This is a genomic window from Pseudomonas sp. P1_F1_2 (assembly GCF_056405815.1).
Genome location: NZ_JBFUBK010000012.1, coordinates 1 through 26,519, shown reverse-complemented (window position 1 = coordinate 26,519; position 26,519 = coordinate 1). Strand labels below are relative to the sequence as shown.

Annotated in this window: 29 protein-coding genes; 12 read left to right on the top strand and 17 right to left on the bottom strand. The window is 59.3% G+C overall.

Going from position 1 to position 26,519, the window contains the following annotated elements:
* Window positions 1-10: 10 nt before the first annotated feature.
* The 10 genes from AC1D2P_RS05610 to AC1D2P_RS05565 all read right to left on the bottom strand — a co-directional run bounded on the left by AC1D2P_RS05610 (window position 11) and on the right by AC1D2P_RS05565 (window position 9,464).
* Window positions 11-1,099, bottom strand: coding sequence for a flagellar basal body P-ring protein FlgI (locus AC1D2P_RS05610; protein WP_109786389.1), 1,089 nt, complete (start codon window positions 1,097-1,099; stop codon window positions 11-13).
* Between the two features lie 27 nt (window positions 1,100-1,126).
* Window positions 1,127-1,822 carry a flagellar basal body L-ring protein FlgH gene (gene flgH, locus AC1D2P_RS05605; protein WP_109786388.1) on the bottom strand — a complete coding sequence of 232 codons (696 nt, stop codon included), beginning with the start codon at window positions 1,820-1,822 and terminating at the stop codon, window positions 1,127-1,129.
* A 52-nt stretch (window positions 1,823-1,874) separates the two neighbouring features.
* Complete coding sequence (flgG, locus tag AC1D2P_RS05600; RefSeq protein WP_109786387.1) at window positions 1,875-2,660, bottom strand: flagellar basal-body rod protein FlgG; 786 nt, start codon at window positions 2,658-2,660, stop codon at window positions 1,875-1,877.
* A 45-nt stretch (window positions 2,661-2,705) separates the two neighbouring features.
* Window positions 2,706-3,446: a flagellar basal body rod protein FlgF gene (locus tag AC1D2P_RS05595; protein ID WP_109786386.1), complete on the bottom strand. Its 741-nt coding sequence runs from the start codon at window positions 3,444-3,446 to the stop codon at window positions 2,706-2,708.
* A gap of 214 nt (window positions 3,447-3,660) precedes the next feature.
* The gene (locus AC1D2P_RS05590; protein WP_046032795.1) at window positions 3,661-4,257 is read right to left on the bottom strand and encodes a cytochrome c3 family protein; all 597 of its coding nucleotides are present in this window, start codon (window positions 4,255-4,257) and stop codon (window positions 3,661-3,663) included.
* A 9-nt stretch (window positions 4,258-4,266) separates the two neighbouring features.
* Window positions 4,267-4,758 carry a nitrate reductase cytochrome c-type subunit gene (locus AC1D2P_RS05585; RefSeq protein ID WP_046032794.1) on the bottom strand — a complete coding sequence of 164 codons (492 nt, stop codon included), beginning with the start codon at window positions 4,756-4,758 and terminating at the stop codon, window positions 4,267-4,269.
* A gap of 11 nt (window positions 4,759-4,769) precedes the next feature.
* Entirely contained in the window at window positions 4,770-7,274 is a 2,505-nt protein-coding gene (gene napA / locus AC1D2P_RS05580) for a nitrate reductase catalytic subunit NapA (protein WP_109786385.1), read from the bottom strand.
* Window positions 7,265-7,531, bottom strand: coding sequence for a chaperone NapD (locus tag AC1D2P_RS05575; RefSeq protein ID WP_109786384.1), 267 nt, complete (start codon window positions 7,529-7,531; stop codon window positions 7,265-7,267). Before AC1D2P_RS05575 ends, napA begins: the two co-directional genes overlap by 10 nt.
* A 39-nt stretch (window positions 7,532-7,570) precedes the next feature.
* Entirely contained in the window at window positions 7,571-7,738 is a 168-nt protein-coding gene (locus tag AC1D2P_RS05570; RefSeq protein ID WP_046032791.1) for a periplasmic nitrate reductase, NapE protein, read from the bottom strand.
* Between the two features lie 166 nt (window positions 7,739-7,904).
* Entirely contained in the window at window positions 7,905-9,464 is a 1,560-nt protein-coding gene (locus AC1D2P_RS05565) for a sigma-54-dependent transcriptional regulator (protein ID WP_109786383.1), read from the bottom strand.
* A 415-nt stretch (window positions 9,465-9,879) separates the two neighbouring features.
* Here AC1D2P_RS05565 and phhA point away from each other — a divergent pair, with 415 nt between their 5' ends.
* From phhA to AC1D2P_RS05535, 6 genes are all read left to right on the top strand, one after another.
* Window positions 9,880-10,665, top strand: a complete 786-nt coding sequence (phhA, locus tag AC1D2P_RS05560; protein WP_027922317.1) for a phenylalanine 4-monooxygenase — start codon at window positions 9,880-9,882, stop codon at window positions 10,663-10,665.
* A gap of 104 nt (window positions 10,666-10,769) precedes the next feature.
* Window positions 10,770-11,126: a 4a-hydroxytetrahydrobiopterin dehydratase gene (locus AC1D2P_RS05555; protein ID WP_046032790.1), complete on the top strand. Its 357-nt coding sequence runs from the start codon at window positions 10,770-10,772 to the stop codon at window positions 11,124-11,126.
* Window positions 11,126-12,319 carry an amino acid aminotransferase gene (locus tag AC1D2P_RS05550; RefSeq protein WP_477811340.1) on the top strand — a complete coding sequence of 398 codons (1,194 nt, stop codon included), beginning with the start codon at window positions 11,126-11,128 and terminating at the stop codon, window positions 12,317-12,319. Before AC1D2P_RS05555 ends, AC1D2P_RS05550 begins: the two co-directional genes overlap by 1 nt.
* A gap of 293 nt (window positions 12,320-12,612) precedes the next feature.
* Window positions 12,613-12,747: a hypothetical protein gene (locus tag AC1D2P_RS05545; RefSeq protein ID WP_256577151.1), complete on the top strand. Its 135-nt coding sequence runs from the start codon at window positions 12,613-12,615 to the stop codon at window positions 12,745-12,747.
* Window positions 12,748-12,824: 77 nt separating this feature from the next.
* A complete protein-coding gene (locus tag AC1D2P_RS05540; protein ID WP_077430673.1) occupies window positions 12,825-13,007 on the top strand; it encodes a hypothetical protein in 183 nt (60 codons plus the stop codon).
* A 105-nt stretch (window positions 13,008-13,112) separates the two neighbouring features.
* Window positions 13,113-14,312: an MFS transporter gene (locus AC1D2P_RS05535; protein WP_077430674.1), complete on the top strand. Its 1,200-nt coding sequence runs from the start codon at window positions 13,113-13,115 to the stop codon at window positions 14,310-14,312.
* Here the strand turns inward: AC1D2P_RS05535 and arfB are convergent.
* From arfB to AC1D2P_RS05500, 7 genes are all read right to left on the bottom strand, one after another.
* Complete coding sequence (gene arfB / locus AC1D2P_RS05530; RefSeq protein WP_046032786.1) at window positions 14,309-14,722, bottom strand: alternative ribosome rescue aminoacyl-tRNA hydrolase ArfB; 414 nt, start codon at window positions 14,720-14,722, stop codon at window positions 14,309-14,311. The genes AC1D2P_RS05535 and arfB overlap by 4 nt on opposite strands.
* Before the next feature lie 222 nt (window positions 14,723-14,944).
* Window positions 14,945-16,357 (bottom strand): amino acid permease, encoded by a 1,413-nt coding sequence (locus AC1D2P_RS05525; RefSeq protein WP_109786380.1) that lies wholly within the window; start codon window positions 16,355-16,357, stop codon window positions 14,945-14,947.
* Between the two features lie 786 nt (window positions 16,358-17,143).
* Window positions 17,144-18,409: a 23S rRNA pseudouridine(2605) synthase RluB gene (gene rluB / locus AC1D2P_RS05520; RefSeq protein ID WP_046032784.1), complete on the bottom strand. Its 1,266-nt coding sequence runs from the start codon at window positions 18,407-18,409 to the stop codon at window positions 17,144-17,146.
* Between the two features lie 292 nt (window positions 18,410-18,701).
* Window positions 18,702-19,679: an SMC-Scp complex subunit ScpB gene (gene scpB / locus AC1D2P_RS05515; RefSeq protein WP_223522570.1), complete on the bottom strand. Its 978-nt coding sequence runs from the start codon at window positions 19,677-19,679 to the stop codon at window positions 18,702-18,704.
* Between the two features lie 11 nt (window positions 19,680-19,690).
* Window positions 19,691-20,512, bottom strand: a complete 822-nt coding sequence (locus AC1D2P_RS05510) for a segregation and condensation protein A (protein WP_046032782.1) — start codon at window positions 20,510-20,512, stop codon at window positions 19,691-19,693.
* On the bottom strand, window positions 20,513-21,142 hold the full coding sequence (locus AC1D2P_RS05505) for an L-threonylcarbamoyladenylate synthase (RefSeq protein ID WP_477811339.1): 630 nt from the start codon (window positions 21,140-21,142) through the stop codon (window positions 20,513-20,515). It abuts the gene before it with no gap.
* 13 nt (window positions 21,143-21,155) lie between these two features.
* Window positions 21,156-22,019, bottom strand: coding sequence for a PHP domain-containing protein (locus AC1D2P_RS05500; protein ID WP_477758180.1), 864 nt, complete (start codon window positions 22,017-22,019; stop codon window positions 21,156-21,158).
* 87 nt (window positions 22,020-22,106) lie between these two features.
* Here AC1D2P_RS05500 and AC1D2P_RS05495 point away from each other — a divergent pair, with 87 nt between their 5' ends.
* The 6 genes from AC1D2P_RS05495 (at window position 22,107) to AC1D2P_RS05470 (ending at window position 26,430) form a co-directional block, all read left to right on the top strand.
* On the top strand, window positions 22,107-22,703 hold the full coding sequence (locus AC1D2P_RS05495) for a septation protein A (RefSeq protein ID WP_046032779.1): 597 nt from the start codon (window positions 22,107-22,109) through the stop codon (window positions 22,701-22,703).
* Window position 22,704: 1 nt separating this feature from the next.
* The gene (locus AC1D2P_RS05490) at window positions 22,705-23,004 is read left to right on the top strand and encodes a YciI family protein (protein ID WP_007984134.1); all 300 of its coding nucleotides are present in this window, start codon (window positions 22,705-22,707) and stop codon (window positions 23,002-23,004) included.
* Window positions 23,005-23,126: 122 nt separating this feature from the next.
* Entirely contained in the window at window positions 23,127-23,540 is a 414-nt protein-coding gene (locus AC1D2P_RS05485; protein WP_477811338.1) for an SH3 domain-containing protein, read from the top strand.
* A 7-nt stretch (window positions 23,541-23,547) separates the two neighbouring features.
* The gene (locus tag AC1D2P_RS05480) at window positions 23,548-24,225 is read left to right on the top strand and encodes a response regulator transcription factor (RefSeq protein ID WP_223522567.1); all 678 of its coding nucleotides are present in this window, start codon (window positions 23,548-23,550) and stop codon (window positions 24,223-24,225) included.
* Between the two features lie 301 nt (window positions 24,226-24,526).
* Window positions 24,527-24,976: a Spy/CpxP family protein refolding chaperone gene (locus AC1D2P_RS05475; RefSeq protein ID WP_109786377.1), complete on the top strand. Its 450-nt coding sequence runs from the start codon at window positions 24,527-24,529 to the stop codon at window positions 24,974-24,976.
* A gap of 113 nt (window positions 24,977-25,089) precedes the next feature.
* Entirely contained in the window at window positions 25,090-26,430 is a 1,341-nt protein-coding gene (locus AC1D2P_RS05470; RefSeq protein WP_109786376.1) for a sensor histidine kinase, read from the top strand.
* Window positions 26,431-26,519 lie beyond the last annotated feature (89 nt).

The following is a 26,519-nucleotide window of genomic DNA, read 5'->3' as shown; positions in this document are numbered from 1 at the left end:
CGACGGTCCCTTAGATCACGATCAGGTCGGCTTGCAATGCGCCAGCCTGTTTCAGTGCTTCGAGGATCGCCATCAAGTCGCCCGGTGCCGCGCCGACCTGGTTCACCGCACGCACGATTTCGTCGAGAGTGGTGCCCGGACCGAACTTGAACATCGGCTTGGCTTCTTGCTGTGCGTTAACCCGCGAGCGCGGCACAACCGCCGTCTGACCATTGGACAGAGGGCCGGGCTGGCTGACAATCGGGTCTTCGGTAATGGTCACGGTCAGGCTGCCGTGCGTCACGGCGGCCGGCGAAACCTTGACGTTCTGGCCGATCACGATGGTGCCGGTACGCGAGTTGATGATGACTTTCGCCACCGCCTGCCCCGGATCGACTTCAAGGTTTTCCAGGAGCGACAGGTAGTCGACCCGCTGACTTGGATCAAGCGGTGCGCTGACGCGGATCGAACCGCCGTCGATGGCCTGGGCAACGCCCGGGCCGAGCATGTTGTTGATCTTGTCGACGATGCGCTTGGCGGTGGTGAAGTCCGAACGGTTGAGGTTCAGCGTCAGGCTGTTGCCCTGGTTGAAACCGCTCGGCACTGAACGCTCGACCGACGCACCACCAGGGATACGACCGGCCGACGGAACGTTGACGGTGATCTTCGAACCGTCACGGCCTTCGGCATCAAAACCGCCCACCACCAGGTTGCCCTGGGCGATGGCATAGACGTTGCCGTCGATACCCTTGAGCGGCGTCAGCAACAGGGTACCGCCGCGCAGACTCTTGGAGTTACCGATGGACGACACGGTGATATCGACTTGCTGACCCGGCTTGGCAAACGGCGGCAGGTCCGCGCTGATCGATACCGCGGCCACGTTCTTCAACTGCACGTTGCCCGAACCCGGCGGCACCTTGATGCCGAACTGCGAGAGCATGTTGTTGAAGGTCTGCAGGGTGAACGGGGTTTGCGTTGTCTGGTCACCGGTGCCGTTAAGCCCCACCACCAGACCGTAACCGATCAATTGGTTGGAGCGTACGCCGGAAATACTGGCGATGTCCTTCAGCCGCTCGGCTTGAACGTTGAAGGCTGCCGACAGCAAAAACGCAGCCACCATAAGGCTTTTGAAATTCAACGTAGCCACCTAGAAAGGGAACAGCGGGCTGAGGAAGAAACGGTCGAACCAGCCTGGCTGACTCGCATCGGCAAACGAACCGGTGCCCGAGTAGGTGATGCGCGCATCGGCAACACGGGTCGACGACACAGTGTTATCGGTCGAGATGTCATCGGCGCGCACCAGTCCGGCAATCCGCACCAGCTCATCGCCCGTGTTAAGGGTCATCCACTTCTCGCCACGTACGGCGATGATGCCGTTAGGCAACACGTCGGCAACGGTGACGGTGATCGAGCCGGTCAGGGTGTTGCCCTGCGCCGCCTTGCTGTCACCCTTGGTCGCGCGGTCGCCTTCATAGCTGGCGTCCAGGCTCAAGTCACCACTGCCAAACGGGTTGTTGGTGTTGGGGGTAGAGCCGAACAGCGAACTCAGGCCGATGCTGGTTTTGCTGTTCTTGCCAATTTGCGAGTTGGCGTTTTTGCTGGCCTGGGTCTTCTCGTTCAGCGTGATGGTGATGATGTCACCCACCCGGAACGCCTTGCGGTCGCTGTACAGGTTCTGTTCGAAACCGGCCTGATAAATCGAGCCATTGTTCGCGGCCGCCGGCAACGGCGTGCGCGGCAACACCGGGGCGTAATAAGGGTCATTGGGCTTGGGCGTCGTTGGGACGCAGCCCGCGAGCACAACAGCCCCACTCAGTGCCAGAACAGATACAAAGCGATTCATGACCCTACCTCACGGTGTTGCAGGCGACCTCATGGCCGCCTCATAGACTTGATTACAGATTCTGCGTTACGAACGAGAGCATCTGGTCGGCGGTGGAGATCACCTTGGAGTTCATCTCGTAAGCACGCTGAGTGGTGATCATGTTGACCATCTCTTCAACAGTGCTGACGTTGGACGTTTCCAGGGTGTTCTGCAGCGTGGTACCGAAACCGTTCAGGCCCGGGGTACCGACTTGCGGTGCTCCGCTGGCCGCGGTTTCCAGGAACAGGTTGTTGCCCACTGCTTGCAGACCGGCCGGGTTGATGAAGTCGGCGGTTTGCAGGTTGCCGATCACCTGGTTGGCCGGGTTACCCGGAACGGTGATGGACACGGTGCCGTCGCGACCGACCGTGAAGGTCTGCGCGTTGCTGGGAATGACAATGGCTGGCTCAAGGGCGAAACCGCTGGCGTTCACAACCTGACCGTTGGAGTCGAGGTGAAACGTACCGTCACGGGTGTACGACGTAGTGCCGTCCGGCTGCAGAATCTGGAAGAAACCGCGACCGTCGACCGCCAGGTCAAGCGGCTGTTCAGTGGTTTGCAGGCTGCCGGCGGTGAAATTTTTCTGGGTGCCGACGATGCGCACACCGGTACCCACTTGCAGACCCGACGGCAGTTCGCTGTCCTGGGTCGACTGGGCGCCTGGCTGGCGCTTGATCTGATAGAGCAAGTCCTGGAATTCGGCACGATCACGTTTGAAACCCGTGGTCGACACGTTGGCCAGGTTGTTGGAAATGGTGGTCAGGTTGGTGTCCTGGGCGGACAGACCTGTTTTGGCAACCCATAGAGCCGGAAGCATTCGATTCTCCTCGTGCGCCTGTTTTACGGCGCGACGTTCTGATAATTAGCTGATCTGCAAGACCCGAGCCATGGCCTGGTCATCGTCTTTGGCGGTGTTCATCATCTTGATGTGCAGCTCGAACTGCTTGGACAAAGCCAACACCGAGGTCATTTCTTCCACGGCGTTGACGTTGCTCGACTCCAGGAACCCGGACACCAGTTTGACGCCGGAGTCGGCTTGCGCCGGCTTGCCGTCCTTGGTGTGGATCGAACCATCCAGGCCTTTGGTCATGTTCTTCATGTCCGGGTTGACCAGCTTGATGCGGTCGACTTCAGCCATCACGCGCGGGCCTTCGCCCATCGCACGGATGCTGATGGTGCCGTCCTCGCCCACCTCGATTTGCTGCTCGGGCGGCACGGCGATCGGTCCGCCATTGCCCATCACCGGCATACCGTTGCCAGCCCGCAGCACGCCCAGGGCGTCCACGTTCAGGCTGCCAGTGCGCACGTAGGTTTCTTGACCCCCAGGGTTCTGCACGGCGATCCAGCCATTGCCTTGCACGGCGACATCGAGGTCGCGGCCGGTCTCGACCAGCGAGCCAGGGGAGAAGTCGGTGGCCGGGCGTTCGGTCATGGCAAACGCACGCGCCGGAAAGCTGTCACCAAACACCGGCATCGAACGGGCCTGTTCCAGGTCCTTCTGAAAACCGTTGGTGGAGATGTTTGCCAGGTTGTTGGCATGAGCCTTCTGCGCCAGTGCATTCTGGCTGGCGCCGGTCATTGCCACATAAAGGTACTTGTCCACACTCTTTCCTCTGCATGCCGGACGTTTGCCGCCCACCGCTGTACTTCGCAGGCTGTAGCAATTTGCAGACCAACTTGCACGCAGAGGCTCAAAGCCCTTTAAAACACTGGGCTTGAGGGTTATCAGGGGAGGATGACGGATTGTGTCAAAGTCGAAAAACCGGCGCGGATATGCCGCTTCGCGGCAATACGGTGAAAGCCCTCGGCCGGATTTGCTACCAGCCTTTGACTCCGCTCATGTCGGGCAACTGGTGGGCAATGCCTTTGTGGCAGTCGATACAGGTCGCCTGGCCGCTGGCCAGTGACGTGGAGTGCATATTGGCGGCGCGTTTGCCCTGACGGGTGAAATCCATGAATTCGAAGTTATGGCAATTGCGGCACTCCCGGGAGTCGTTGGCCTTGAGCCGCCCCCACTCGTGTTCGGCCAACTCACGCCGCATATCGAGAAACTTTTCACGGGTATCGATCGTGCCGAACACCTTGCCCCACACTTCCTTGGAGGCCTGCATCTTGCGGGCAATCTTGTGCGTCCATTCATGGGGAACATGGCAGTCCGGGCACGTGGCTCGAACGCCGGAGCGATTGGTGTAGTGAATGGTTTCCTGCAACTCGACAAAAACGTTGTCGCGCATTTCATGGCAGGAAATACAGAACTTCTCGGTATTGGTCGCTTCCAGCGCGGTGTTGAAACCGCCCCAGAAAATCACCCCGGCAATAAACCCGCCAAGCGTCAGGAAGCCCAGGCTGTAATGCACGCTGGGCCGACGCAGAACACCCCAATAATCCTTGAGCAGGGCAAGCAACGATTTCATGTCCTCTCCTCAGGGTTTCGACTGGCCGTTGATTTCGTCTTGCAGCACCTGGTCAATGTTCTTGAAGCTGTTGTTCACCAGAGGTTTCACGTCTTTTTGCGGCACATGGCACTGATTGCAGAAATACCGGCGTGGCGATACCGCGGCCAGCGCCTGACCATCACGATCCATGTAGTGGGTGATGCTGATCATCGGCGCCTGAGTGCGAGCGCTATTGGCGCGGCTATGACAAGACAGGCACTTGTTGCTGTTCTTGTCGATGCGGTATCCCCGAGTGCTGTGCGGGATGGTGGGCGGTTGCTCGGGATAATTGCGCTCGCGCTTGAGGTCCTTGTTCTCGTCTTCAGCTATCGGCGGGGCCGGGAACTCCTGCGTCAAGGTCCCTCCGGGTCGCCGACCATCCGGCGCCGGGGCGTCCAGCGGGTAACCCGGCTGCGCCGCGAATGCCGCTGGCAACCCAACCAGCAGAGCAGCAAGCAAGGACAGCGAACGACAATTCATCAGAGCTCTCCTTATGCCGTCTTGATCACTTCAATCCTGATCGCGCATTTTTTGTAATCAGTTTGTTTGGAGATAGGGTCCGTCGCATCGAGCGTGACTTTGTTGATCAGCCTGTTGGCATCGAAGAACGGTACAAACACCAGGCCTTCGGGTGGCTTGTTACGCCCTCGGGTTTCGATGCGCGCACGCATCTCACCGCGCCGACTGATCAGTTTCACTTCGCTGCCACGGCGGGCATTCAAGGCTTTCGCATCCGCCGGATGCATGTAGACCAAGGCGTCGGGGACCGCTTTATAGAGTTCCTCAACGCGCTGCGTCATGGTCCCGGTGTGCCAGTGCTCAAGGACCCGGCCGGTGCTGAGCCAGAACGGGAAGTCCGCGTCCGGGGACTCTGCTGGCGGCTCGTAAGGAAGCGCGAAGATGATCGCTTTCTTGTCGGGATAGCCATAAAACTGCACACCGCTGCCCTTCTCCACGTAAGGGTCATACCCCTCCCGGAAACGCCAGAGTGTTTCCTTGCCCTCGACGACGGGCCAGCGCAATCCACGTTCGGTGTGATAGCGATCAAACGGGGCAAGGTCATGACCGTGGCCACGGCCGAACTGGGCATATTCTTCGAACAGCCCTTTTTGCAGGTAAAAGCCAAAATCCCGGGCCTCGTCGTTTTGATAACCCGCCGCCATCTGATCCAGTGGGAACTGATCGACCTGACCGTTCTTGAACAGCACCTCATACAGGGTCTTGCCCTTGTACTGCGGTGACGTGGTCAACACCTCTGCCGACCAGACCTCATCGGTTTTAAAGCGCTTGGAAAACTCGACCAGTTGCCACAGATCAGACTTGGCCTCACCCGGCGCCGAAACCAACTGATGCCAGAACTGCGTACGCCGCTCCGCATTGCCATAAGCGCCCTCTTTCTCGACCCACATCGCGGTGGGCAGAATCAGATCGGCCGCTTGGGCGGAGACCGTGGGGTACACGTCCGAGACCACCACAAAGTTCTCGGGGTTGCGCCAGCCCGGCAACACTTCCTGCATGATGTTGGGGCCGGCCTGCATGTTGTTGCTGGCCATCGTCCAATACACGTTGAGCACACCGTCCTTGAGCATGCGGCTCTGCTGCACGGCGTGAAACCCGACCTTTTCATTGATGGTGCCCGGCGGCACTTTCCAGATCTGCTCGGCCTTGGCGCGATGCGCCGGGTTGGTGACCACCAGGTCGGCGGGCAAGCGATGGGAGAACGTGCCCACTTCGCGCGCCGTCCCGCAGGCCGAAGGCTGGCCCGTCAGGGAGAATGGACTGTTGCCCGGCTCGCTGATCTTTCCGGTCAACAGGTGGATGTTGTAAATCAGGTTATTGGCCCACACGCCACGCGTGTGCTGGTTGAAGCCCATGGTCCAGAACGAAACCACTTTGCGCTTGGGGTCGGCATACAGTTCGGCCAACGCCTTGAGGCGCTCGGCCGGCACGCCGGTTTCCTTGGCCGTGCGCTCAAGCGTGTAAGGTTTTACGAACGCCGCGAATTGCTCAAAATCGATATCGGTCCAGGTATTCGCCTTGGCGGCATTGCGCGCCTTCATCTCCAGCGGATTATCGGCACGCAGGCCGTAGCCGATGTCATCCGTACCTTTGGCGAACTTAGTGTGCTTGCTGACAAAGTCCTTGTTGACCGAGCCGCTTTCAATAATGTGATTGGCAATGTAGTTGAGGATAAACAGGTCAGTCTGTGGCTTGAACACCATGGGAATGTCGGCCAACTCAAAACTGCGATGCTCGAAGGTAGAAAGCACCGCGACCTTGACGTTGGGCTGGCTCAATCGGCGATCCGTCACCCGACTCCAAAGAATCGGATGCATCTCCGCCATGTTTGAACCCCACAACACGAACGCGTCGGTGACTTCGATATCGTCATAACAGCCCATCGGCTCATCGATACCGAACGTACGCATAAACCCCATGACCGCAGACGCCATGCAATGACGTGCATTGGGATCAATGTTATTTGAGCGAAACCCGGCCTTCATCAACTTGTTGGCCGCATACCCTTCCCAGACAGTCCACTGGCCAGAACCGAACATGGCGATTGATTCGGCCCCTTTGTTTTTTATCGCTTCCTTAAACTTCAATTCCATCACATCAAACGCTTGATCCCAGGACACCGGCTGAAACTCGCCCTGCTTGTCATACTGCCCGTTGGTCATGCGCAACAGTGGCTGAGTCAGGCGATCAACGCCGTACATGATCTTTGACAAGAAGTAGCCTTTGACGCAGTTCAGCCCGCGATTGACCTCGGCTTTCACATCACCGTGAGTGGCGACCACCCGATTGTCCTTGGTCGCCACCATCACGCTGCACCCGGTACCGCAAAAACGGCAGGGTGCCTTGTTCCAGTCCAGGGCCACCCGGTCTTCTTCGGTGATGAGATTACTGGCAGAGGTAAATACCGGAAGTCCCGCAGCCGCCGCAGCAATCCCGGCAGCCTGGGCTTTGACAAATTCTCGCCGCGTCATAGGCATGTGCTTTCTCCCGTCACATCGAGAATCTCGTGATAAACGAGGGAGGCATTGAGCACACCCGGCAAGTTGTTGATCTGGTTTATGCGCTGGGAAATCTCGCTTTCTTTTTCCATCTCCAGCACCACCACCAGTTTGCCGGCGGGACTTTCCTGATGCAGTTCAACGCCATTGAGCAAACGTAAATTGGCCTTCACCGCCTTGAACAACTCAGGACGAGCAAGCACTACCAGACTGGCAATATGCAGCGTCTTTTCCATGATCAGTACTCCCCGTCATGCCACTAAGAGGGACAACAATCAATTGGGTGGTCCGGGAGGGCCAAGCAGCATTTGCAGAAACCAGACAAAGAAACCGTAACCACCCACTATCGCCACCGACAGCACTGGAAAAAGAACAACAATCAGAAAAAAGAACAGGCGAGTTTCTTTGCGCACTTGCTGGGTAGAGTCATCCGCTGATGGCATGGTGATCGCTCCTGCCAAACTTTGAATTGAGCCTAGATGGCCTGCCTGGGAAGCTCTACGATTCGGATCAACGGTAAGGGTAAAGCGCTTCCAATGCGATTTAGAGGCGCTAGAGAACAACTAACAGCCGATAATTATTCTTGTCTTGGCTGCTCGCCGAATAACGTTAACGCTCAAGTTTGCCAATTTCATAATCACGCAACTTATTGGCAATGGTTGTATGAGAAACACCCAGGCGCTTGCCCAATTGCCGGCTGCTGGAATGCTCCGAATAAAGTCGCTCCAACACCGCTTTCTCGAAACGCCCGACGATCTCGTCAAGCCCGCCCTCCAGCGAAAAATCGCCAAGCGGCTGACGCACACCGTAATCCGGCAGACGAATATGTTCGGCCTTGACCGTCCCGCCCTCACACAACGAAACCGCCTGGAACAACACGTTTTCCAATTGCCGGACGTTACCCGGCCAGTGGTAATGACTGAGCCGCTCCATCGCGGCCGGTGCCAGTTTCGGCAGCGGGCATCCGATTTGCCGGCTGGCCTGATCGAGGAAGTGCTCCACCAGCGGCGTCAAACCATCAAGGCATTCACGCAGTGGCGGGATGTGCAGCGACAACACATTCAAGCGGTGATAAAGGTCCTGGCGAAACTCGCCCCGCGCGCACAGTTCGGACAAATCCACCTGGGTCGCGCAGATCACGCGCACATCGAGGTAGACCTCTTCATCACTGCCCACACGACGGAAGCAGCCGTCCTGCAGGAAGCGCAGCAATTTCACCTGCAAGCGCGGGCTCATTTCTCCCACGCCATCGAGAAACAGCGTACCGCCCGCCGTCAGTTCCAGCAGCCCGAGCTTGCCTTCGGCGCGTGCGCCTTCGAAGGCACCGGGGCCATAGCCGAACAATTCGGTCTCGGCCATCGACTCCGGCAGCCCGGCGCAGTTGAGTGCCATCAAGGGTGATTGCCCGCGCGGGCTGGCCAAATGACAGGCCCGGGCCAACAATTCCTTGCCGGTGCCGGTCTCGCCTTCTATCAAAAGCGGCGCATCCAGCGGCGCCATGCGCCGGGCTTCGCGCACCACGGCCGCCATGACTTTCGAGCTTTGGAAGATGCTGTCGAACCCACGCAGTTCCTGCTTGCGCACGTTATAGATGCGCTCCCCTACCCGGTCCGCGCGGTGCAGCGTCAGGACCGCGCCGGCCATGGCTTCGCTGTCGTCATGTTCCGATTGCAGCGGCGCGATATCAGCCAGAAACACGTCGCCCTTAACCTTGACCCGCAGCCCGTTGATTCGCGATTTGTTGGCGCGCACCAGTTCCGGCAAATCGAAATCCTCGGCATAACGCGACAGCGGAATCCCCGGCACTTCATCCACCCGCACCCCGAGCAACTGCGCCGCCGCGCGGTTGGCCGCAACGATGGAACCGCCCATGTCGATCGACAACACCGGAAACTCCAGGGCACCGAGCAACGCATTGAGTTCCATGTGCCGACGCTCGCTGGGCATCAGCCCTACGCGCTTGACGCCAAATACGCCGGCAATCGATTCAAATTTCGGACGCAGCGCCTGGAACTGAATGTTGATCAGGTTCGGGCAATGCAGGTAGATCGCGTTGCCATGTTCGCCGCCGACCTCACCGCGGGCGACGTTGATCCCGTACTCAACCAGCAAGTTGAGAATGTCGCGCAGGATACCGATACGGTTCTGGCAGTGGACTTTGATACGCATATAAATGGCCCGAAAAACGATAAATGAGGTCAGTGCCTGCACACATTCCCTGTGGGAGCCGAGCTTGCTCGCGATAGCGGTGTACCAGCCGACATCCATGCTGAATGTGGCCCCCTCATCGCGAGCAAGCTCAGCGCCTACAGGGGAATCGCAGCGCTCAACTGAACGTGCCGGCAGAATTTTTCTGTCGCGCGTGAAGATAGTCGTCAAGATTATGTGACACCTTTGCACCATTTCAAACCCGCGAATCTCAACAGCTAGGCCATAGCCGCCAATCCGTAACGAATTCTTTACGAAAAATGGCGAATTTTCCTACGCAGCAAGCCGTCACCCTGCTGCAACGCCGCAATCCTTGGGGTATTTCTAGGTCCATAGCAGTACATAACAAGAACGAATCCCCTCGCAGGAGAGCAGCATGAAGCAGACGCAATACGTGGCTCGCGAGCCCGATGCGCAAGGTTTTATCGACTACCCCGCTGAAGAGCATGCGGTGTGGAACACGCTGATTACTCGTCAACTGAAAGTGATCGAGGGTCGTGCGTGCCAGGAGTACCTGGACGGTATCGAAAAACTCGGCCTGCCCCACGACCGCATTCCGCAACTGGGCGAGATCAACAAAGTCCTCGGTGAAACCACCGGCTGGCAAGTGGCCCGGGTTCCGGCGCTGATCCCCTTCCAGACTTTTTTCGAGTTGCTGGCCAACAAGCAGTTTCCGGTGGCGACGTTTATTCGTACCCGCGAAGAGCTGGATTACCTGCAAGAGCCGGACATTTTCCACGAGATTTTCGGGCACTGCCCGCTGCTGACCAACCCTTGGTTTGCCGAATTCACCCACACCTACGGCAAACTGGGCCTGCAAGCGACCAAGGAAGAACGCGTTTACCTGGCGCGCCTGTACTGGATGACCATCGAATTCGGTCTGGTCGATACCGCTGAAGGCCTGCGCATTTACGGCGGCGGCATTCTTTCTTCTCCAAAAGAAACCGTTTACTGCCTGTCGAACGAACCTGAGCATCAGGCGTTCGATCCGCTGGAATGCATGCGCACGCCGTATCGCATCGACATCCTGCAACCGCTGTACTTTGTCCTGCCGAACCTCAAGCGTCTGTTTGATGTGGCTCATGAAGACATCATGAGCATGGTCAAACAAGGCATGCAGCTGGGCTTGCACACCCCGAAATTTCCGCCAAAGGCTGCGTGATCCGCTGCTTTTAGAAACAAGTGAGCCTGTCAGGAACCGACGCTTTGGTTTAGCGTGGTGTTACTGACGGCCGATTTCCAATCATTCGATTTCAGGTACACATCATGTCCACATTGAACCAAGCCCACTGCGAAGCCTGCCAAGCCGGTGCCCCTCAGGTCAGCGACGAAGAGTTGCCGGTACTGATCAAGCAGATCCCAGACTGGAACATCGAAGTACGCGACGGCGTGATGCAGCTGGAAAAGCTGTTCCTGTTCAAAAACTTCAAACACGCGCTGGCGTTCACCAATGCCGTTGGCGAGATCTCCGAGGCCGAAGGTCACCACCCGGGCCTGCTGACCGAATGGGGCAAAGTCACCGTCACCTGGTGGAGCCACTCCATCAAGGGCCTGCACCGCAACGACTTCATCATGGCTGCGCGCACTGACGAAGTGGCCAAGGACGCCGAGGGCCGCAAATAATGCATTTCGACGCCATAGGTCGAGTCCCCGGCGACCCGATTCTCGGCTTGATGGAGGCTTATGCGCAGGACCCCAACCCGCGCAAATTCGACCTCGGCGTGGGCGTCTATAAAGATGCCCAGGGTCTGACGCCGATTCCGCAGTCGGTGAAGCTTGCCGAGCAGCGTCTGGTGGATCGTCAAACCACCAAGACCTACATTGGCGGTCACGGCGAACCGGCCTTCGGCAAAGCCATCAATGAGCTGGTGTTGGGTGCCGATTCCGCCTTGATCGCCGGGCAACGGGCCGGGGCGACCCAGACCCCGGGCGGCACCGGTGCATTGCGCTTGAGCGCCGACTTCATCGCCCAGTGCCTGCCGGGCCGTGGCGTGTGGCTGAGCAACCCGACCTGGCCGATCCACGAAACGATTTTCGCGGCGGCCGGGGTCAAGGTCCGTCACTACCCGTACGTGGGCAGCGACAACCGCCTCGACGTCGACGCCATGYTCGCGGTACTCAGCGAAGCGCCGAAGGGCGACGTGGTGTTGCTGCACGCCTGCTGCCACAACCCGACCGGTTTCGACTTGTCCCACGACGACTGGCACCGAGTGCTGGACGTGGTGCGCAGTCGAGACCTGTTGCCGTTGATCGACTTCGCTTACCAGGGCTTCGGCGATGGCCTGGAGCAGGATGCCTGGTCGACCCGGTTGTTCGCCGCGGCGTTGCCGGAAGTGCTGATCACCAGTTCCTGCTCGAAGAACTTCGGCTTGTACCGCGACCGCACCGGGGCACTGATTGTCTGTGCAAAAACCGCTGACAAACTCGTGGACATCCGCAGCCAGCTGGCCAACCTCGCGCGCAACCTGTGGTCGACACCACCGGATCACGGCGCGGCCGTAGTCGCGACCATTCTTGGCGATCCGGAGCTGAAAAGCCTCTGGGCCGACGAAGTGGAAGCCATGCGTTTGCGCATCGCCCAATTGCGCAGCGGCCTGGTCGAAGCGCTGGAGCCACATGGCTTGCGCGAGCGCTTTGCCCACATCGGCGTGCAACGCGGGATGTTTTCCTACACCGGGCTGTCGCCGGAGCAAGTAAAAAACCTGCGGGACCATCACAGCGTGTACATGGTCAACTCGGGCCGGGCGAACGTGGCGGGCATCGATGCTACGCGTCTGGATCTGTTGGCCGAGGCAATCGCCAAGGTTTGCAAATAACCCCCGCCTTACGCTGATCGTTCCCGCGCTCTGCGTGGGAATGCAGCCCGGGACGCTCCGCGTCCCTTCCAGAGCCGAACGCGGAGCGTCCGTTGAGGCATTCCCACGCAGGGCGTGGGAACGATCAGCGCAGGCTGCGCCAACTCCTACACAGACCTGTCTAGACAACCCCTTCCGTCGCAACAATTGGATATAAAAGTCCGATTGTCATTTTTACTGCTGTATTCTGCCCAAGCTTTTTAAAAGCGCGGATCTACCAGATCTATCAACAGACTTTGCGAGGAGCGCGAAACATGCACGAGATTCCTAATCTCCCCTTCCCAAGCCTGCACGAAACTGAGCAGACAACCACGCAACAAGCCGGCGCCCAACAGCCCGAGCCAAAAAAAGAAGCCACTGAACGCCGCCAGGCCGACAGCGAAGACTGAAACACCTGCAATGCCAGACCGTGTGGAAAGCGCTAACATGCGCTTTCCACACCGCCTGAACCCTTGAGCCGCACACCATGACCGATGAATTCAGCGAGACCCAAGCCAGCGTCCTGATCGGCACCGCCGAGAAGATGATCGAGATCTGGAATCGCCTTTCCCCCGAGAAACAAGCCGCGTTGCTCGCCCGTTTCGGCAGCGAAGAAAACGCCTTGGCCGCCCTGGTCACGACGCAACTGGTTGCCCCCGCCAAGCCCTGATTCACCCCGCCCGGCAAATAGTTTTACTTTTTCCACGACCCGCAGCCGCTCGCGCCGCTATCATAAGCAGCCTATCTATCCTGCTTTCCCCGTGGACCTTTACCCATGTCTGAAAACCAGCGCCCCCTGGCGGTCACGCTGCAAGTCGTTTCCATCGTTCTGTTTACCTTCATCGGCTACCTGAATATCGGCATCCCCTTGGCCGTATTGCCCGGCTACGTCCACAGCGACCTGGGTTTCGGCGCAGTCATCGCCGGCCTGGTAATCAGCGTGCAATACCTGGCCACCCTGCTCAGCCGCCCTTACGCCGGGAAAATCATCGACAACAAGGGCAGCAAACTGGCGGTGATGTACGGCCTCGCCGGTTGCGGCTTGAGCGGCGTGTTCATGTTGATTTCGGCCTGGACCCAGAGCTTGCCGACCCTGAGCCTGATCAGCCTGCTGATCGGCCGCCTGGTACTCGGCAGCGCGGAAAGCCTGGTCGGTTCAGGCTCGATTGGCTGGGGCATCGGCCGGGTTGGCGCGGCGAACACCGCCAAGGTGATTTCCTGGAACGGCATCGCCAGCTACGGCGCATTGGCCGTCGGCGCGCCGTTGGGTGTGCTGTTGGTCCATCAATTGGGCTTGTGGAGCATGGGCGTGAGCATTGTGCTGCTGGCCATTCTTGGCCTGGCACTGGCCTGGCCAAAAACCGCTGCGCCGATCGTGGTCGGCGAACGCCTGCCGTTCATGCATGTGCTGGGGCGCGTGTTGCCGCATGGTTGCGGCCTGGCGCTGGGCTCGATTGGCTTCGGCACCATCGCCACCTTCATCACCTTGTATTACGCCACGCAACACTGGGACAACGCGGTGTTGTGCCTGAGTTTGTTTGGCGCCAGCTTCATTGGTGCACGCTTGCTGTTCGGCAACTTGATCAACCGCCTCGGCGGCTTTCGCGTGGCGATTGCCTGCCTGTCCGTGGAAACCCTGGGCTTGTTGCTACTGTGGTTGGCACCGGACGCCCATTGGGCGTTGGCTGGCGCGGCGCTGAGCGGTTTCGGGTTCTCGCTGGTGTTTCCAGCGCTGGGCGTGGAAGCGGTCAACCTGGTGCCGGCCTCCAGCCGTGGCGCGGCCGTCGGTGCTTATTCGTTGTTCATTGATTTGTCGCTGGGGATTACCGGACCGCTGGCGGGGGCCATTGCGGCCGGATTTGGTTTTGCCTCGATCTTCCTGTTCGCCGCCCTCGCCGCGTTGAGCGGTTTGATGCTGAGCATTTACTTGTACCGGCAAGCACCGAAGCAACGCGAAGCGCGTGAGTCGCGTTAAAAATCGACCTTGCCGCGTCCGGCCTTGATACTCCCGCGCTGGCTCTTCGATTCGAGCCGACGCTTTTTTGAACCCAGCGTCGGTTTGGTCGGGCGGCGCTTCTTTTCGACTTTGGTCGCGCTGAGGATCAGTTCGGTCAGCCGTTCCAGCGCATCGGCGCGATTGGCCTCCTGCGTGCGGTATTGCTGGGCCTTGATGATCAACACACCTTCGCTGGTGATGCGACTGTCGCGCAGTGCCAGCAACCGCTCCTTGTAGAACTCGGGCAAGGACGAGGCCGGAATGTCGAAACGCAGATGCACGGCGCTGGAAACCTTGTTGACGTTCTGCCCGCCGGCACCCTGAGCGCGAATGGCCGTCAACTCGATCTCGGCATCCGGCAGATGCACGTTGTTGGAAATTACCAGCATGTAAAAGCGTCCGGGTTCAGAGTGCGCAGGATACCGCGAATAGACCGGTGCAACGCGCCCCTGTAGGAGCATGGCTTGCCCGCGATGAACGAAAACGCGGTGTACCTGGTAAACCGCAGTGCCTGAATCGCGGGCAAGCCATGCTCCTACAGGGGTTTTGTGTGAACCCTGAAAACAACAAACCCGGCACATTGGCCGGGTTTATTGTTTTTGCGTACGGCGTTATTTCACTGAAGCCTGGAGCGCATGCTGCGCACTGCGCTTGTTCTTGATGCCGTAGCAAATCCACATGAACACGACCCACACCGGAATCGCGTACACCGAGATCTGGATCCCCGGAATCAGCAGCATCACGCACAGGATAAACACCACGAACGCCAGGCAGATGTAGTTCCCGTACGGGTACCACAGCGCCTTGAACAGCGGCGTTTGTTTGGTCTTGTTCATGTGCTGGCGGAATTTGAAGTGCGAGAAACTGATCATCGCCCAGTTGATGACCAGGGTCGCGACGACCAGTGACATCAACAGTTCCAGCGCATTTTGCGGGATCAGGTAGTTCAGCAACACCGCAATCAGCGTCACCGCGGCCGAAGCGAGGATCGAACGCACCGGCACGCCGCGCTTGTCGATCTTCGACAAGGCTTTCGGCGCATCGCCCTGCTCGGCCATGCCCAGAAGCATGCGGCTGTTGCAATAGGTGCCGCTGTTGTACACCGACAACGCCGCGGTCAATACCACGAAGTTGAGGATGTGCGCGGCGGTGTTGCTGCCGAGCATCGAGAACACTTGTACGAACGGGCTGCCGCTGTAGGAATCACCTGATGCATTCAGGGTGGTCAGCAGGGCGTCCCATGGCGTCAGCGACAACAGAATGACCAACGCGCCGATGTAGAAAATCAGGATCCGGTAGATCACCTGGTTGATGGCTTTCGGGATCACGGTTTTCGGCTTGTCCGCTTCTGCTGCGGTGAAACCGAGCATTTCCAGGCCACCGAAGGAGAACATGATGATCGCCATGGCCATCACCAGACCGCTGACACCGTTCGGGAAGAAACCACCGTGGGACCACAGGTTGCTGACCGACGCTTGCGGGCCGCCGTTACCGCTGACCAGCAAGTAGCTGCCCAGGGCAATCATGCCCACGATGGCCACAACCTTGATGATCGCGAACCAGAATTCGGCCTCGCCAAAGACTTTGACGTTAGCCAGGTTGATCAGGTTGATCAGGACGAAGAACCCGGCTGCCGAAACCCAGGTCGGGATGTCCGGTGCCCAGTAGTGGATGTATTTGCCGACTGCGGTCAGCTCCGACATGCCCACCAGGATGTACAGGATCCAGCAGTTCCAGCCCGACAGGAAGCCGGCGAAACCACCCCAGTATTTGTGCGCGAAGTGGCTGAAGGATCCGGCCACGGGCTCTTCGACGATCATTTCGCCGAGCTGGCGCATGATCATGAAGGCAATGAAGCCGCAGATGGCGTAGCCGAGGATCATCGACGGGCCGGCGGACTTCAGCACCCCGGCCGAGCCGAGGAACAAACCGGTGCCGATCGCGCCACCGAGGGCAATCAATTGAATGTGGCGGTTTTTCAGGCCGCGCTTCAGCTCGCCTGAATTCGAGTTTTGTCCACTCATGAAAAGGCTCTCACGTTCTGCATAGTTACAACGGTCATGCGTCACCTGTTTGTTTTTATCTGTGACGAAATCGAACCCGACACACTCGTGGCGTGGCGGAGTGAACAAGACGGGTAGCCTTGAGGTTTGCGCATTTGCGCAGGAGGTCACAGTTAAAACGCGGCGCATTGTACACCCGTAACCCCCTGCTGCCAGACCCGCTGGATCAGCGTGTTGTAAGCCGGGATTGCCTGTGTCCGCCCCGAGTGTCCCGGGCGGCTGCAAATAGAGAGTCAGACCCTTGCGGGCCATCGACGGGAACGATTGAAAAATCGCCCCACGGGGAGAGATGGAGATGAATCACGGCGTACATTGCGCCTCCTTCTTGTTATGCACCTGCACGACAGGCATGCGGCGCATCTGACCCTGCATGGCGTGCTGAAACAAGCGGGGGAGAGCCTTGGAGCGAGAATGGAGCGGTCACGAAATGGAAGAATTTTCTTACAGTTCCCGGGAGATGGGAGTTTCATGGGGTTAATGGGTGGTTTTCGTAAAGTATTCGTTACAGGGCGTAACGACGGTTTTCCATTCTGGAAATGGCGGAGCCTGAGCTGACGCCTTCGCGGGCAAGCCCGCTCCCACAATTGGCGCGATCGTTCCCATGCTCCGCGTGGGAATGGCTCACCGGAGGCTCCGCGTTCGGCTTTGAAGGGACGGGCTGCATTCCCACGCGGAACGTGGGAACGATCAGTCAGCCAAAAAAAAACGCCATCCCGAGGGATGGCGTTTTTATGCAGCGCTTACCGATTACTCAGGTTTGCGACGACCGAAACCCGGACGCTGGCCCGAACCGGCTGGCGCGCCGCGGCGCTTGCCCGATGGTGCGTCCTTGTCGACCAGGACGATGCCCGGGCGTTTCTTCGGCGCAGGCTTGGCCGGGCGCTTGGTGTCAGCAGGACGGTCTGCCACTGGCGTTCCGCGACCGGCTGGAGCACCGCGATCGCTGCGGCCGCCGCTTGGCGCACCACGGCCTTCGCCACGTTCAGTGCGGCCGTTGGCCGGGCGTGGAGTGCGTGGACCGCGCTCGCCGTCTGCACGAGGTGCAGCAGGTTTGCGGGCCGGGCGCTCGCCTTCGATCTGCGGCTCGCGAGAATCACGCGCCGTGGCCGGGGCACCCGCCGCTGGACGCAACGTACGCACGCGCTCGGTCTTGCCCATCGGACGCGACGATTTACGCTGCATACGATCGAGCTTGTCTTTGCTCTTGGCGTTCAACTGTGGCATCGCGACCGGCGTCAGGCCAACCTCGGCACTCAGAATGTCGACTTCGTACTGGCTCATTTCGCGCCAGCGGCCCATCGGCAGGTCGGAGTTGAGGAACACCGGACCGAAGCGCACGCGCTTCAGACGGCTGACCACCAGGCCCTGGGATTCCCACAGGCGACGTACTTCGCGGTTGCGACCTTCCATCACCACGCAGTGGTACCAGTGGTTGAAACCCTCACCACCTGGCGCTTGCTTGATGTCGGTGAACTTGGCCGGGCCGTCTTCGAGGACAACGCCTGCTTTCAGACGCTCGATCATCTCGTCATCAACTTCGCCACGTACACGTACCGCGTATTCACGATCCATCTCATAGGAAGGGTGCATCAGGCGGTTGGCCAATTCACCGTCGGTGGTGAACATCAGCAAGCCGGTGGTGTTGATGTCCAGGCGACCGATGTTGATCCAGCGACCTTCTTTCGGGCGCGGCATCTTGTCGAATACGGTCGGACGGCCTTCGGGGTCGACACGGGTGCAGATTTCACCGTCGGGCTTGTTGTACATGATCACGCGGCGTACCGACTCGGCGGCTTCTTCGCGCTTGATCACCTTGCCATCAATGGTGATGGCGTCATGCATGTCGACACGCTGACCGAGCGTGGCGTCTTTGCCGTTGACCTTGATGCGGCCGTGGCTGATCCAGGCTTCCACGTCACGGCGCGAGCCGACGCCGATACGGGCGAGGACTTTCTGCAGTTTTTCGCCTGCTGGGCCGATTTCCTGGTCGTCTTTCTGGTCGTTGATACTCATCTGGGCACCTCCCGGTGTGGTCTGTTCAGGCTTTGCCTGAAGCGATGTAAATCTGTGCACTTGGGCGAAGGGATCGCCGAAGGGTCGCGAATCATACGCTCATGCGGGCGATTTCGCATCAGAGACTAGCTGATGATCACAGCGTTACTGGTTTTTCCGCCGACCGGTGGCACCGTACGCGTATTGAGCTTGTGTAGAAGCCGAGCTTGCTCGCGATAGCGGACGTCCATTCACTTTGATGTTGAATGTGCTGACGTCATCGCGAGCAAGCTCGGCTCCTACAGGACTGGGGTCAGTCGTCGAATTCGCGGCGTTCGGCTTCGATGGCTTCGGCGAGTGCCCGGGCTTCGGCTTCTTCGTCGCTCAACTCGGGCTCAGGCTCGGGTTTCGGCTGTTCAAGGGCCGCGACGGCAGCCAGGAGTTTTTCGCGAGCTTCGGCGACGCCTAGCACGTCGTCTTCAAGCTCTGGCTCCGGCTCCGGCTCTTCTTCGACTGTGGCTTCTGGCCCTACCTGAAGCTCATTGTCGATTAGCGGCTCAACCGCGGTCATCTCGCCGTCACGCAACAAATCATCGAAATCAGTCTTGAGCCCCTCCTCCATGGTGTCCAGTTCCAGCAACAACGTGTGGAAACTGGTTTCTTCCTTGGGTTCTTCCGGCTCGGCGCTGGCGTCCGCCAATTCCTGCAGGCTGGCAGGCACGGGTGCGTCGTCGAAATCGAGAACCGGGTCCGGTTCAAGCTCACGCAGTTCGGCCAGCGGCGGCAGATCGTCGAGGTTTTTCAGGTTGAAGTGGTCGAGAAATGCCTTGGTGGTGGCAAACATCGCCGGTTTGCCGGGCACATCGCGGTAGCCAACAATGCGAATCCACTCACGTTCCAGCAGCGTCTTGACGATTTGGCTGTTGACCGCCACGCCCCGCACGTCTTCGATTTCGCCCCGGGTGATCGGCTGGCGATAGGCAATCAGGGCAATGGTTTCGAGCATGGCGCGGGAATAACGCTGCGGGCGCTCCTCCCACAAGCGCCCGACCCACGGCGAAAATTTCTCGCGGATTTGCAGGCGGTAGCCCGACGCCACTTCCTTCAGCTCGAAAGCGCGGCCGTCACAGGACTTGGCCAAAATCGTCAGCGCTTTCTTGAAGACCGGCGGCTCTGGTCGCTCGCCCTCTTCGAAGAGTTCGAACAGACGTTCAAGCGATTGCGGTTTTCCCGAGGCCAACAGAAAGGCTTCAAGCAGTGGCGCCAGCTCGCGGGGTTCAGTCAGGTTCATGATTCAACTCGTTATTCGGCTCGGGCCCGCACATGGATCGCTGCGAACGGCTCATTCTGCACCAGCTCGACCAAGGATTCCTTGACCAGTTCGAGGATTGCCATAAAGGTCACCACTACCCCGAGCCGCCCTTCCTCCGCCGTGAACAGCTCGACAAAGGGCACGAAACCACCGCCCTTGAGCCGGTCCAGCACATCGCTCATGCGCTCGCGGGTAGACAACGCCTCGCGGCTGACCTGGTGGCTTTCGAACATGTCGCCCCGGCGCAGGACCTCGGCCATGGACAACAGCAACTCCGACAGACGCACGTCCGGCAAGAGCTTGCGCGCCCGGGCTTCGGGGGCATCCAGCTTGGGCACGACGACATCGCGACCGACCCGGCTCAGGCCGTCGATGCCTTCGGCGGCCGCCTTGAAGCGCTCGTATTCCTGCAAACGACGGATCAGCTCGGCGCGCGGGTCGTCTTCTTCGTCTTCAATGGTTTCGGCGCGGGGCAAGAGCATCCGCGACTTGATTTCGGCCAGCATCGCGGCCATCACCAGGTATTCGGCGGCCAGTTCCAGGCGCACCGACTGCATCAACTCGACATACCCCATGTACTGACGGGTAATTTCCGCCACCGGGATGTCGAGGATGTTGATGTTCTGTTTACGGATCAGGTACAGCAACAAGTCGAGCGGGCCTTCGAAGGCTTCGAGAAACACTTCGAGCGCATCCGGCGGGATGTACAGGTCCAGCGGCATTTCCAGAACTGCCTGGCCATAGACCATCGCGAAGGGCAGCTCTTGCTGGGCTCCGGCTTGACTGTCGACAACAGGTTCTACTGCAGACATCTACGCCTCGGCCATGAACGGCACAGGGTCGCCGCAACCGACGCGGATCACTTCCGGCTCGCCGTCGGCGAGATTGATCACGGTGGACGCCTTGATCCCGCCGAAACCGCCGTCAATGATCAGGTCGACCTGATGTTCAAGCAGTTGGCGCATTTCATAGGGATCAAACATCGGGTCGGTTTCACCGGGCATGATCAGGCTCACACTCATCAACGGCTCACCGAGCTCCTCCAGCAGCGCCAGGGCAATCGGATGGCTTGGCACACGCAGGCCGATGGTGCGTTTTTTCGGGTGCAACAACAGCCGCGGGACTTCGCGGGTGGCGTTGAGAATAAAGGTGTACGGCCCTGGCAAATGAGCCTTTAGCAGGCGGAACGTGCCGGTATCGATTTTGGCAAACAGGCCCAGTTGCGACAGGTCGCAGCAAATCAGCGCGAAATTGTGCTTTTCATCCAGCCCGCGTAAACGGCGCACGCRCTCTACGGCCACCTTGTCGCCGATCTGGCAACCAATGGCGTAGGAAGAGTCCGTGGGATAAACCACCACCCCGCCCTTGCGGATGATCTCGACCGCCTGTTTGATCAGGCGCACTTGCGGATTTTCCGGATGAATCTGGAAAAATTGACTCACATTTTCTACCTGTTCAGACGGCGGCAATAATTGGGTCATGTTTGAATCGACACCACAGTGGTGGCAGATCCTCCGGCAGAGGTCGGTATTCACCGATCTCGGACCAGCCTCCAGGGCCATGAAAATCACTGCCGGCGCTGACCAGCAGACCGAACTCGCGAGCAAGAATCGCCAGGCTGCCCACTTGCTCGGCGGGCTGATGGCCATTGACCACTTCAATCGCATGGCCCCCGGCTTGAATATAGTCAGAAATCAGCCGACGACGCTTGCTGCGTGTGAAATCGTAATGCCAGGGATGCGCCAGGCTGACCCAGGCCTTCGCCGCGCGCAGGGTTTCGACGGTCTCTTCCAGGGTCGGCCAGTGTTGCTTGACGTCGCCCAGCTTGCCGGCGCCCAACCATTTGCGGAAGGCTTCGGCGCGATCCTTTACATACCCTTCACGCACCATCCAGTCGGCGAAGTGCGGGCGGGCCGGCGCGTTGCCGCTGTCGCCCAGTTCCTGCTGTATAGCCCGGGCACCGTCCAGCGCGCCCGGCATGCCTTTCAATGCGAGTTTTCGGCCAATTTCCTCGGATCGCAGCCATCGGCCATCGTGCAACTTTGCAATCGCCTCGACCAACGCCGGCGCGTTTACATCAAACCCGTAACCCAATACGTGAATGGTCGCGCCGCCCCAGGTGCAGGACAATTCGACGCCGTTGACCAGCTGCATCCCCAGCGCCGTCGCCGCGGTGCGGGCCTCATCAAGGCCCTCGAGGGTATCGTGATCGGTCAAGGCCAGGACTCGCACGCCTTTCTCGAACGCACGCGCAACCAGTACCGCAGGCGCCAGGGCGCCATCGGAGGCCGTGCTATGGCAGTGCAAATCAACATTCACAGGACTTTGTTACCTCAAATCAGCTGGCGCTATCGCGCGCCCATATGTTTGTTATTATGCCGCCACATCCTGCTTCTGGCTGCCACTGTGAAACAATTCATCGATTTCATCCCGCTTCTGCTGTTTTTCATCGTCTTCAAACTCGATCCACGGGTCGTCGACATCGGCGGTCATGAATTGACTGTAGGCGGTATTTACAGCGCCACCGCGATGCTGATCATCAGCTCCCTGGTGGTTTACGGCACGCTGTTCATCAAGCAGCGCAAGCTTGAAAAGAGCCAGTGGCTGACGCTCATCGCCTGCCTGGTCTTCGGTAGCCTGACCCTGGCGTTCCACAGCGAAACCTTCCTGAAGTGGAAAGCGCCGGTGGTGAACTGGTTGTTTGCCCTGGCATTCATTGGCAGCCATTTCATCGGTGACAGCCTGTTGATCAAACGCATCATGGGCCACGCGCTGACCCTGCCGGAACCGGTCTGGACGCGTCTGAACATCGCCTGGATCGCCTTTTTCCTGTTTTGCGGTGCCGCCAACCTGTTCGTCGCGTTTACCTATCAGGACTACTGGGTCGACTTCAAAGTCTTCGGCAGCCTGGGCATGACGCTGCTGTTCCTGGTCGGCCAGGGCATTTACCTGTCCCGCCACCTGCACGACGCCGATACCACAACGCCAAAAACCGAGGACTGACATGCTTTACGCAATCATTGCCACAGACGTCGCCAACTCCCTGGAAGCCCGACTGGCCGCGCGCCCTGCCCACCTTGAGCGCCTGCAAGTGCTCAAGGGCGAAGGCCGCATCGTATTGGCCGGTCCACACCCGGCGGTCGACAGCAATGATCCGGGCGCGGCGGGTTTTACCGGCAGCCTGATCGTTGCCGAATTCGATTCCCTGAGCGCCGCACAGGCCTGGGCCGACGCAGATCCGTACATCGCGGCAGGCGTCTACGCCAACGTTCTGGTCAAGCCGTTCAAGCAAGTCCTGCCGTAACTTTCCCCCACAAATGCCCCCGCGCGGTGAACCTTGTCGGTTCATCGCGCTCTCAATCGCTCATTATTCTCGTTTGCCTGCCGATAACCTGCCCAATTACTCGATTGGAATCAGGAGTCGCGATGCGCAAGGGTCCGTTGTGTCTGTTGTTGGTGACGTTGTCGATCATGGCCCCGGCTCATGGTGAAGAAGGCGTCGAGGGCGGTAATTCGACGCCGCTGTCCCTGAGCGCCGGCAGCCAGATCAGCGAGTTGCAGCAGCGCTTGAAGGCAAGCGAACAACAACGAGAAGAACTGAGCAAACAATTGCAAACTACCGATGGCGAACGCGAAAGCGCTCAACTGAGCCGGTTGCRCCAGGAGAATCAGCGCCTCAAGCTGCAACTCAAGGAAGCGCAGGCCAGCAGTCCGCTGCCACGCTTTCTGTCTGATCAGCAGCAGTGGTTTGTTATCGGCGGTGGAGTAGCGCTATTGGCCCTGCTCTGCGGTATCTTCGCCAGTGGTGCCACCAGAAAACGTCGGCAATGGCTGAATTGAGTGATTCATGAGCGAGCTGTTACTAATTGATGATGACCAGGAACTGTGCGAGCTCCTGGTCAGTTGGTTGAGCCAGGAAGGCTTTCAGGTCCGCGCTTGCCACGATGGCCATAGTGCCCGCCGCGCGCTGGCCGAAACCTCCCCGGCCGCCGTGGTGCTGGACGTCATGCTGCCGGACGGCAGCGGTCTGGAATTGCTCAAGCAATTGCGCAGCGATCACCCGGACTTGCCGGTGCTGATGCTTTCAGCACGCGGTGAGCCACTGGACCGCATTCTCGGCCTGGAACTGGGCGCCGATGATTATCTGGCCAAACCCTGCGACCCACGAGAACTGACAGCCCGTCTGCGCGCCGTGTTGCGCCGCAGCCATCCGGCGGCCGTGTCCAGCCAGATGGAACTGGGAGATCTGTGTTTCAGCCCGGTGCGTGGCGTGGTCAGCATCGATGAACAGGAGTTCACCCTCACCGTCTCCGAAAGCCGCCTGCTTGAAGCCCTGCTCAAGCAACCCGGCGAGCCGCTGGACAAACAGGAGCTGGCGCAGATTGCCCTGGGCCGCAAGCTGACCCTGTACGACCGCAGTCTGGACATGCACGTCAGTAACCTGCGTAAAAAAATCGGCCCACACCCCGACGGCCGTCCTCGCATCGTTGCCCTGCGTAGCCGCGGCTACTACTACAGCCTCTGAAGCGTGTAGCAGCTGCCGAGCCTGCGAGGCTGCGTTCGGCTGCGCAGCAGTCGTAAACCCGACAACGCGGTTTACCTGAAAAATGTAGCGCCTGATTTCACGACGGCTACGCCGCCGAACGCAGCCTCGCAGGCTCGACAGCTGCTACACGGGGCGTGCGTGTGCAAAAGGTGGTGGAGTTGTCAGGTCAGTACAACCCCGTCTTTACCCAAGCTTTACGTTCCGCTGACCGCCGCTGACCTTGATCTGCGTAATCTGTACTCATCCGGAACGTACCGGGAACGAGACAAGGAGATTCACCATGCGCAAGACTCTTATCGCTCTGATGTTTGCTGCCGCCCTGCCGACCGTTGCCATGGCCATGCCTGAAGGCACCGGCCCGATGGATGGCTCGATGGACGGCTCGCGCCACGGCGGTCAGATGCACGGCATGCACGGTAAAGGCCCGTACAGCCAGCTGGACCTGAGCCGCGAACAGCGCGAGCAGATCCGCAAGATCATGGGCGAACAGATGCACGAGCGTAAGCAACTGGTCGACAAATACCTGGAGAAACTCTCCCCGGCTGACCAGAAAGCCTTGAAAGACGAAATGACCGCCAAACATCAGAAAGCCGAAGCCGATGTGCGCGCCGTACTGAAGCCGGATCAACAGAAGAAATTCGACGAGATCCAGAAAAAGCAGGCTGAGCGTCGCGCCGAATGGGCCGAATTCAAGGCCTGGAAAGCGCAACAACCGCAAAAAGCGCAATAATGCGCTAACCCCGGACCCAACGGCTCAACCCCGTTGGGTCTGCTCCATTTAGTCAAATGTGAGAACGGGCTTGCTCGCTCCCACATGGATTTGCGTTTGTTTGAGGATTTTCTGTGCGCTCATTGTTCTGGCGTATCCTGGCCAGTTTCTGGCTGGCCATCGCTCTGGTGGCAGGGCTTTCCATTCTGCTGGGGCATATGCTCAACCAGGACGCGTGGATTCTCAGTCGCCATCCGGGCCTCAATACCTTGGCCGAACAATGGACACAAACCTACGAATCCCAGGGTGAAGAAGCCGCTCAGGACATTCTGGAACAGCGTAAACGTCAATATCACATTGACGTTCAGGTGCTGAACGAGAGCGGTGACCCGGTAGTTCGAGGCACCTTCCCTCGTCGTGCTGCGGCGTTCGAAGCGCGGCAGAACAACGATGACCGGCGCCTGCCATGGCGTCGTTTGACCGCGGAATACACCAGCGAAAAGACCGGCGATACCTACCTGCTGATCTATCGCATCCCGCACCCCGAACTGGATTCATGGCACCGCGAAAGCCTGTTGTGGCCGTTGAGTGCGCTGGGCATAGCGCTGGTGGTGCTGACCTTGTTCAGCTTGTTCGTCACGCTGTCGATCACCCGCCCGCTCAGTCGTCTGCGCGGCGCAGTGCATGACCTGGGGCAAACCACCTATCAGCAGAACAGCCTGGTGAAACTGGCCAATCGCCGCGATGAATTCGGCGTACTGGCCAACGACTTCAATCGCATGGGCTCACGCCTGCAAAGTCTGATCGGTAGCCAACGGCAACTCCTTCGCGATGTATCGCACGAATTGCGCTCTCCGCTCGCCCGGCTGCGCATTGCACTGGCGCTGGCTGAACGGGCCACCCCTGAAGAACGGGAGAAACTCTGGCCGCGCCTGACCCGAGAATGTGACCGGCTGGAAGCGTTGATCAGCGAAATTCTGGTGCTGGCGCGGGTCGACGCCGACAACGCCAGCGCCGAAGAGGTCGACCTCAGCGCGCTACTCAATACGCTACACAAAGATGCGCAACTGGGCTCGCCGGAGCAGAACGTGCGTCTTGAGGCTGAGCCGCAACTGAACCTCAAAGGCTGGCCGACGATGATCGAGCGCGCCCTCGACAATCTGCTGCGCAATGCTCAGCGTTTTAACCCGGTTGGGCAGTCGATTGAAATGCAGGCCGTGCGTCAGGGCGAGCGGATTGTGGTCAGCGTGCGTGACCATGGGCCGGGTGTAAGCGCCGAGTATTTGAACCAGTTGGGTGAGCCGTTTTATCGGGCTCCGGGGCAGACAGCCGCCGGGCATGGCCTTGGATTGGCCATTGCGCGCCGCGCGGCAGAACGGCACGGCGGGAGCCTGGTGCTGGCCAATCATCCGCAGGGCGGGTTTATTGCCAGCCTGGAGCTGCCGTTGGTGCCGGGTGCTGTCGTCCAGCCATAAATGCAGTGATGATGCAAAAAGCACGCAGCCTCGTTTCACTCGACAGCTGCTACAGGTGTACACATATCTCTGTAGCAGCTGTCGAGTGA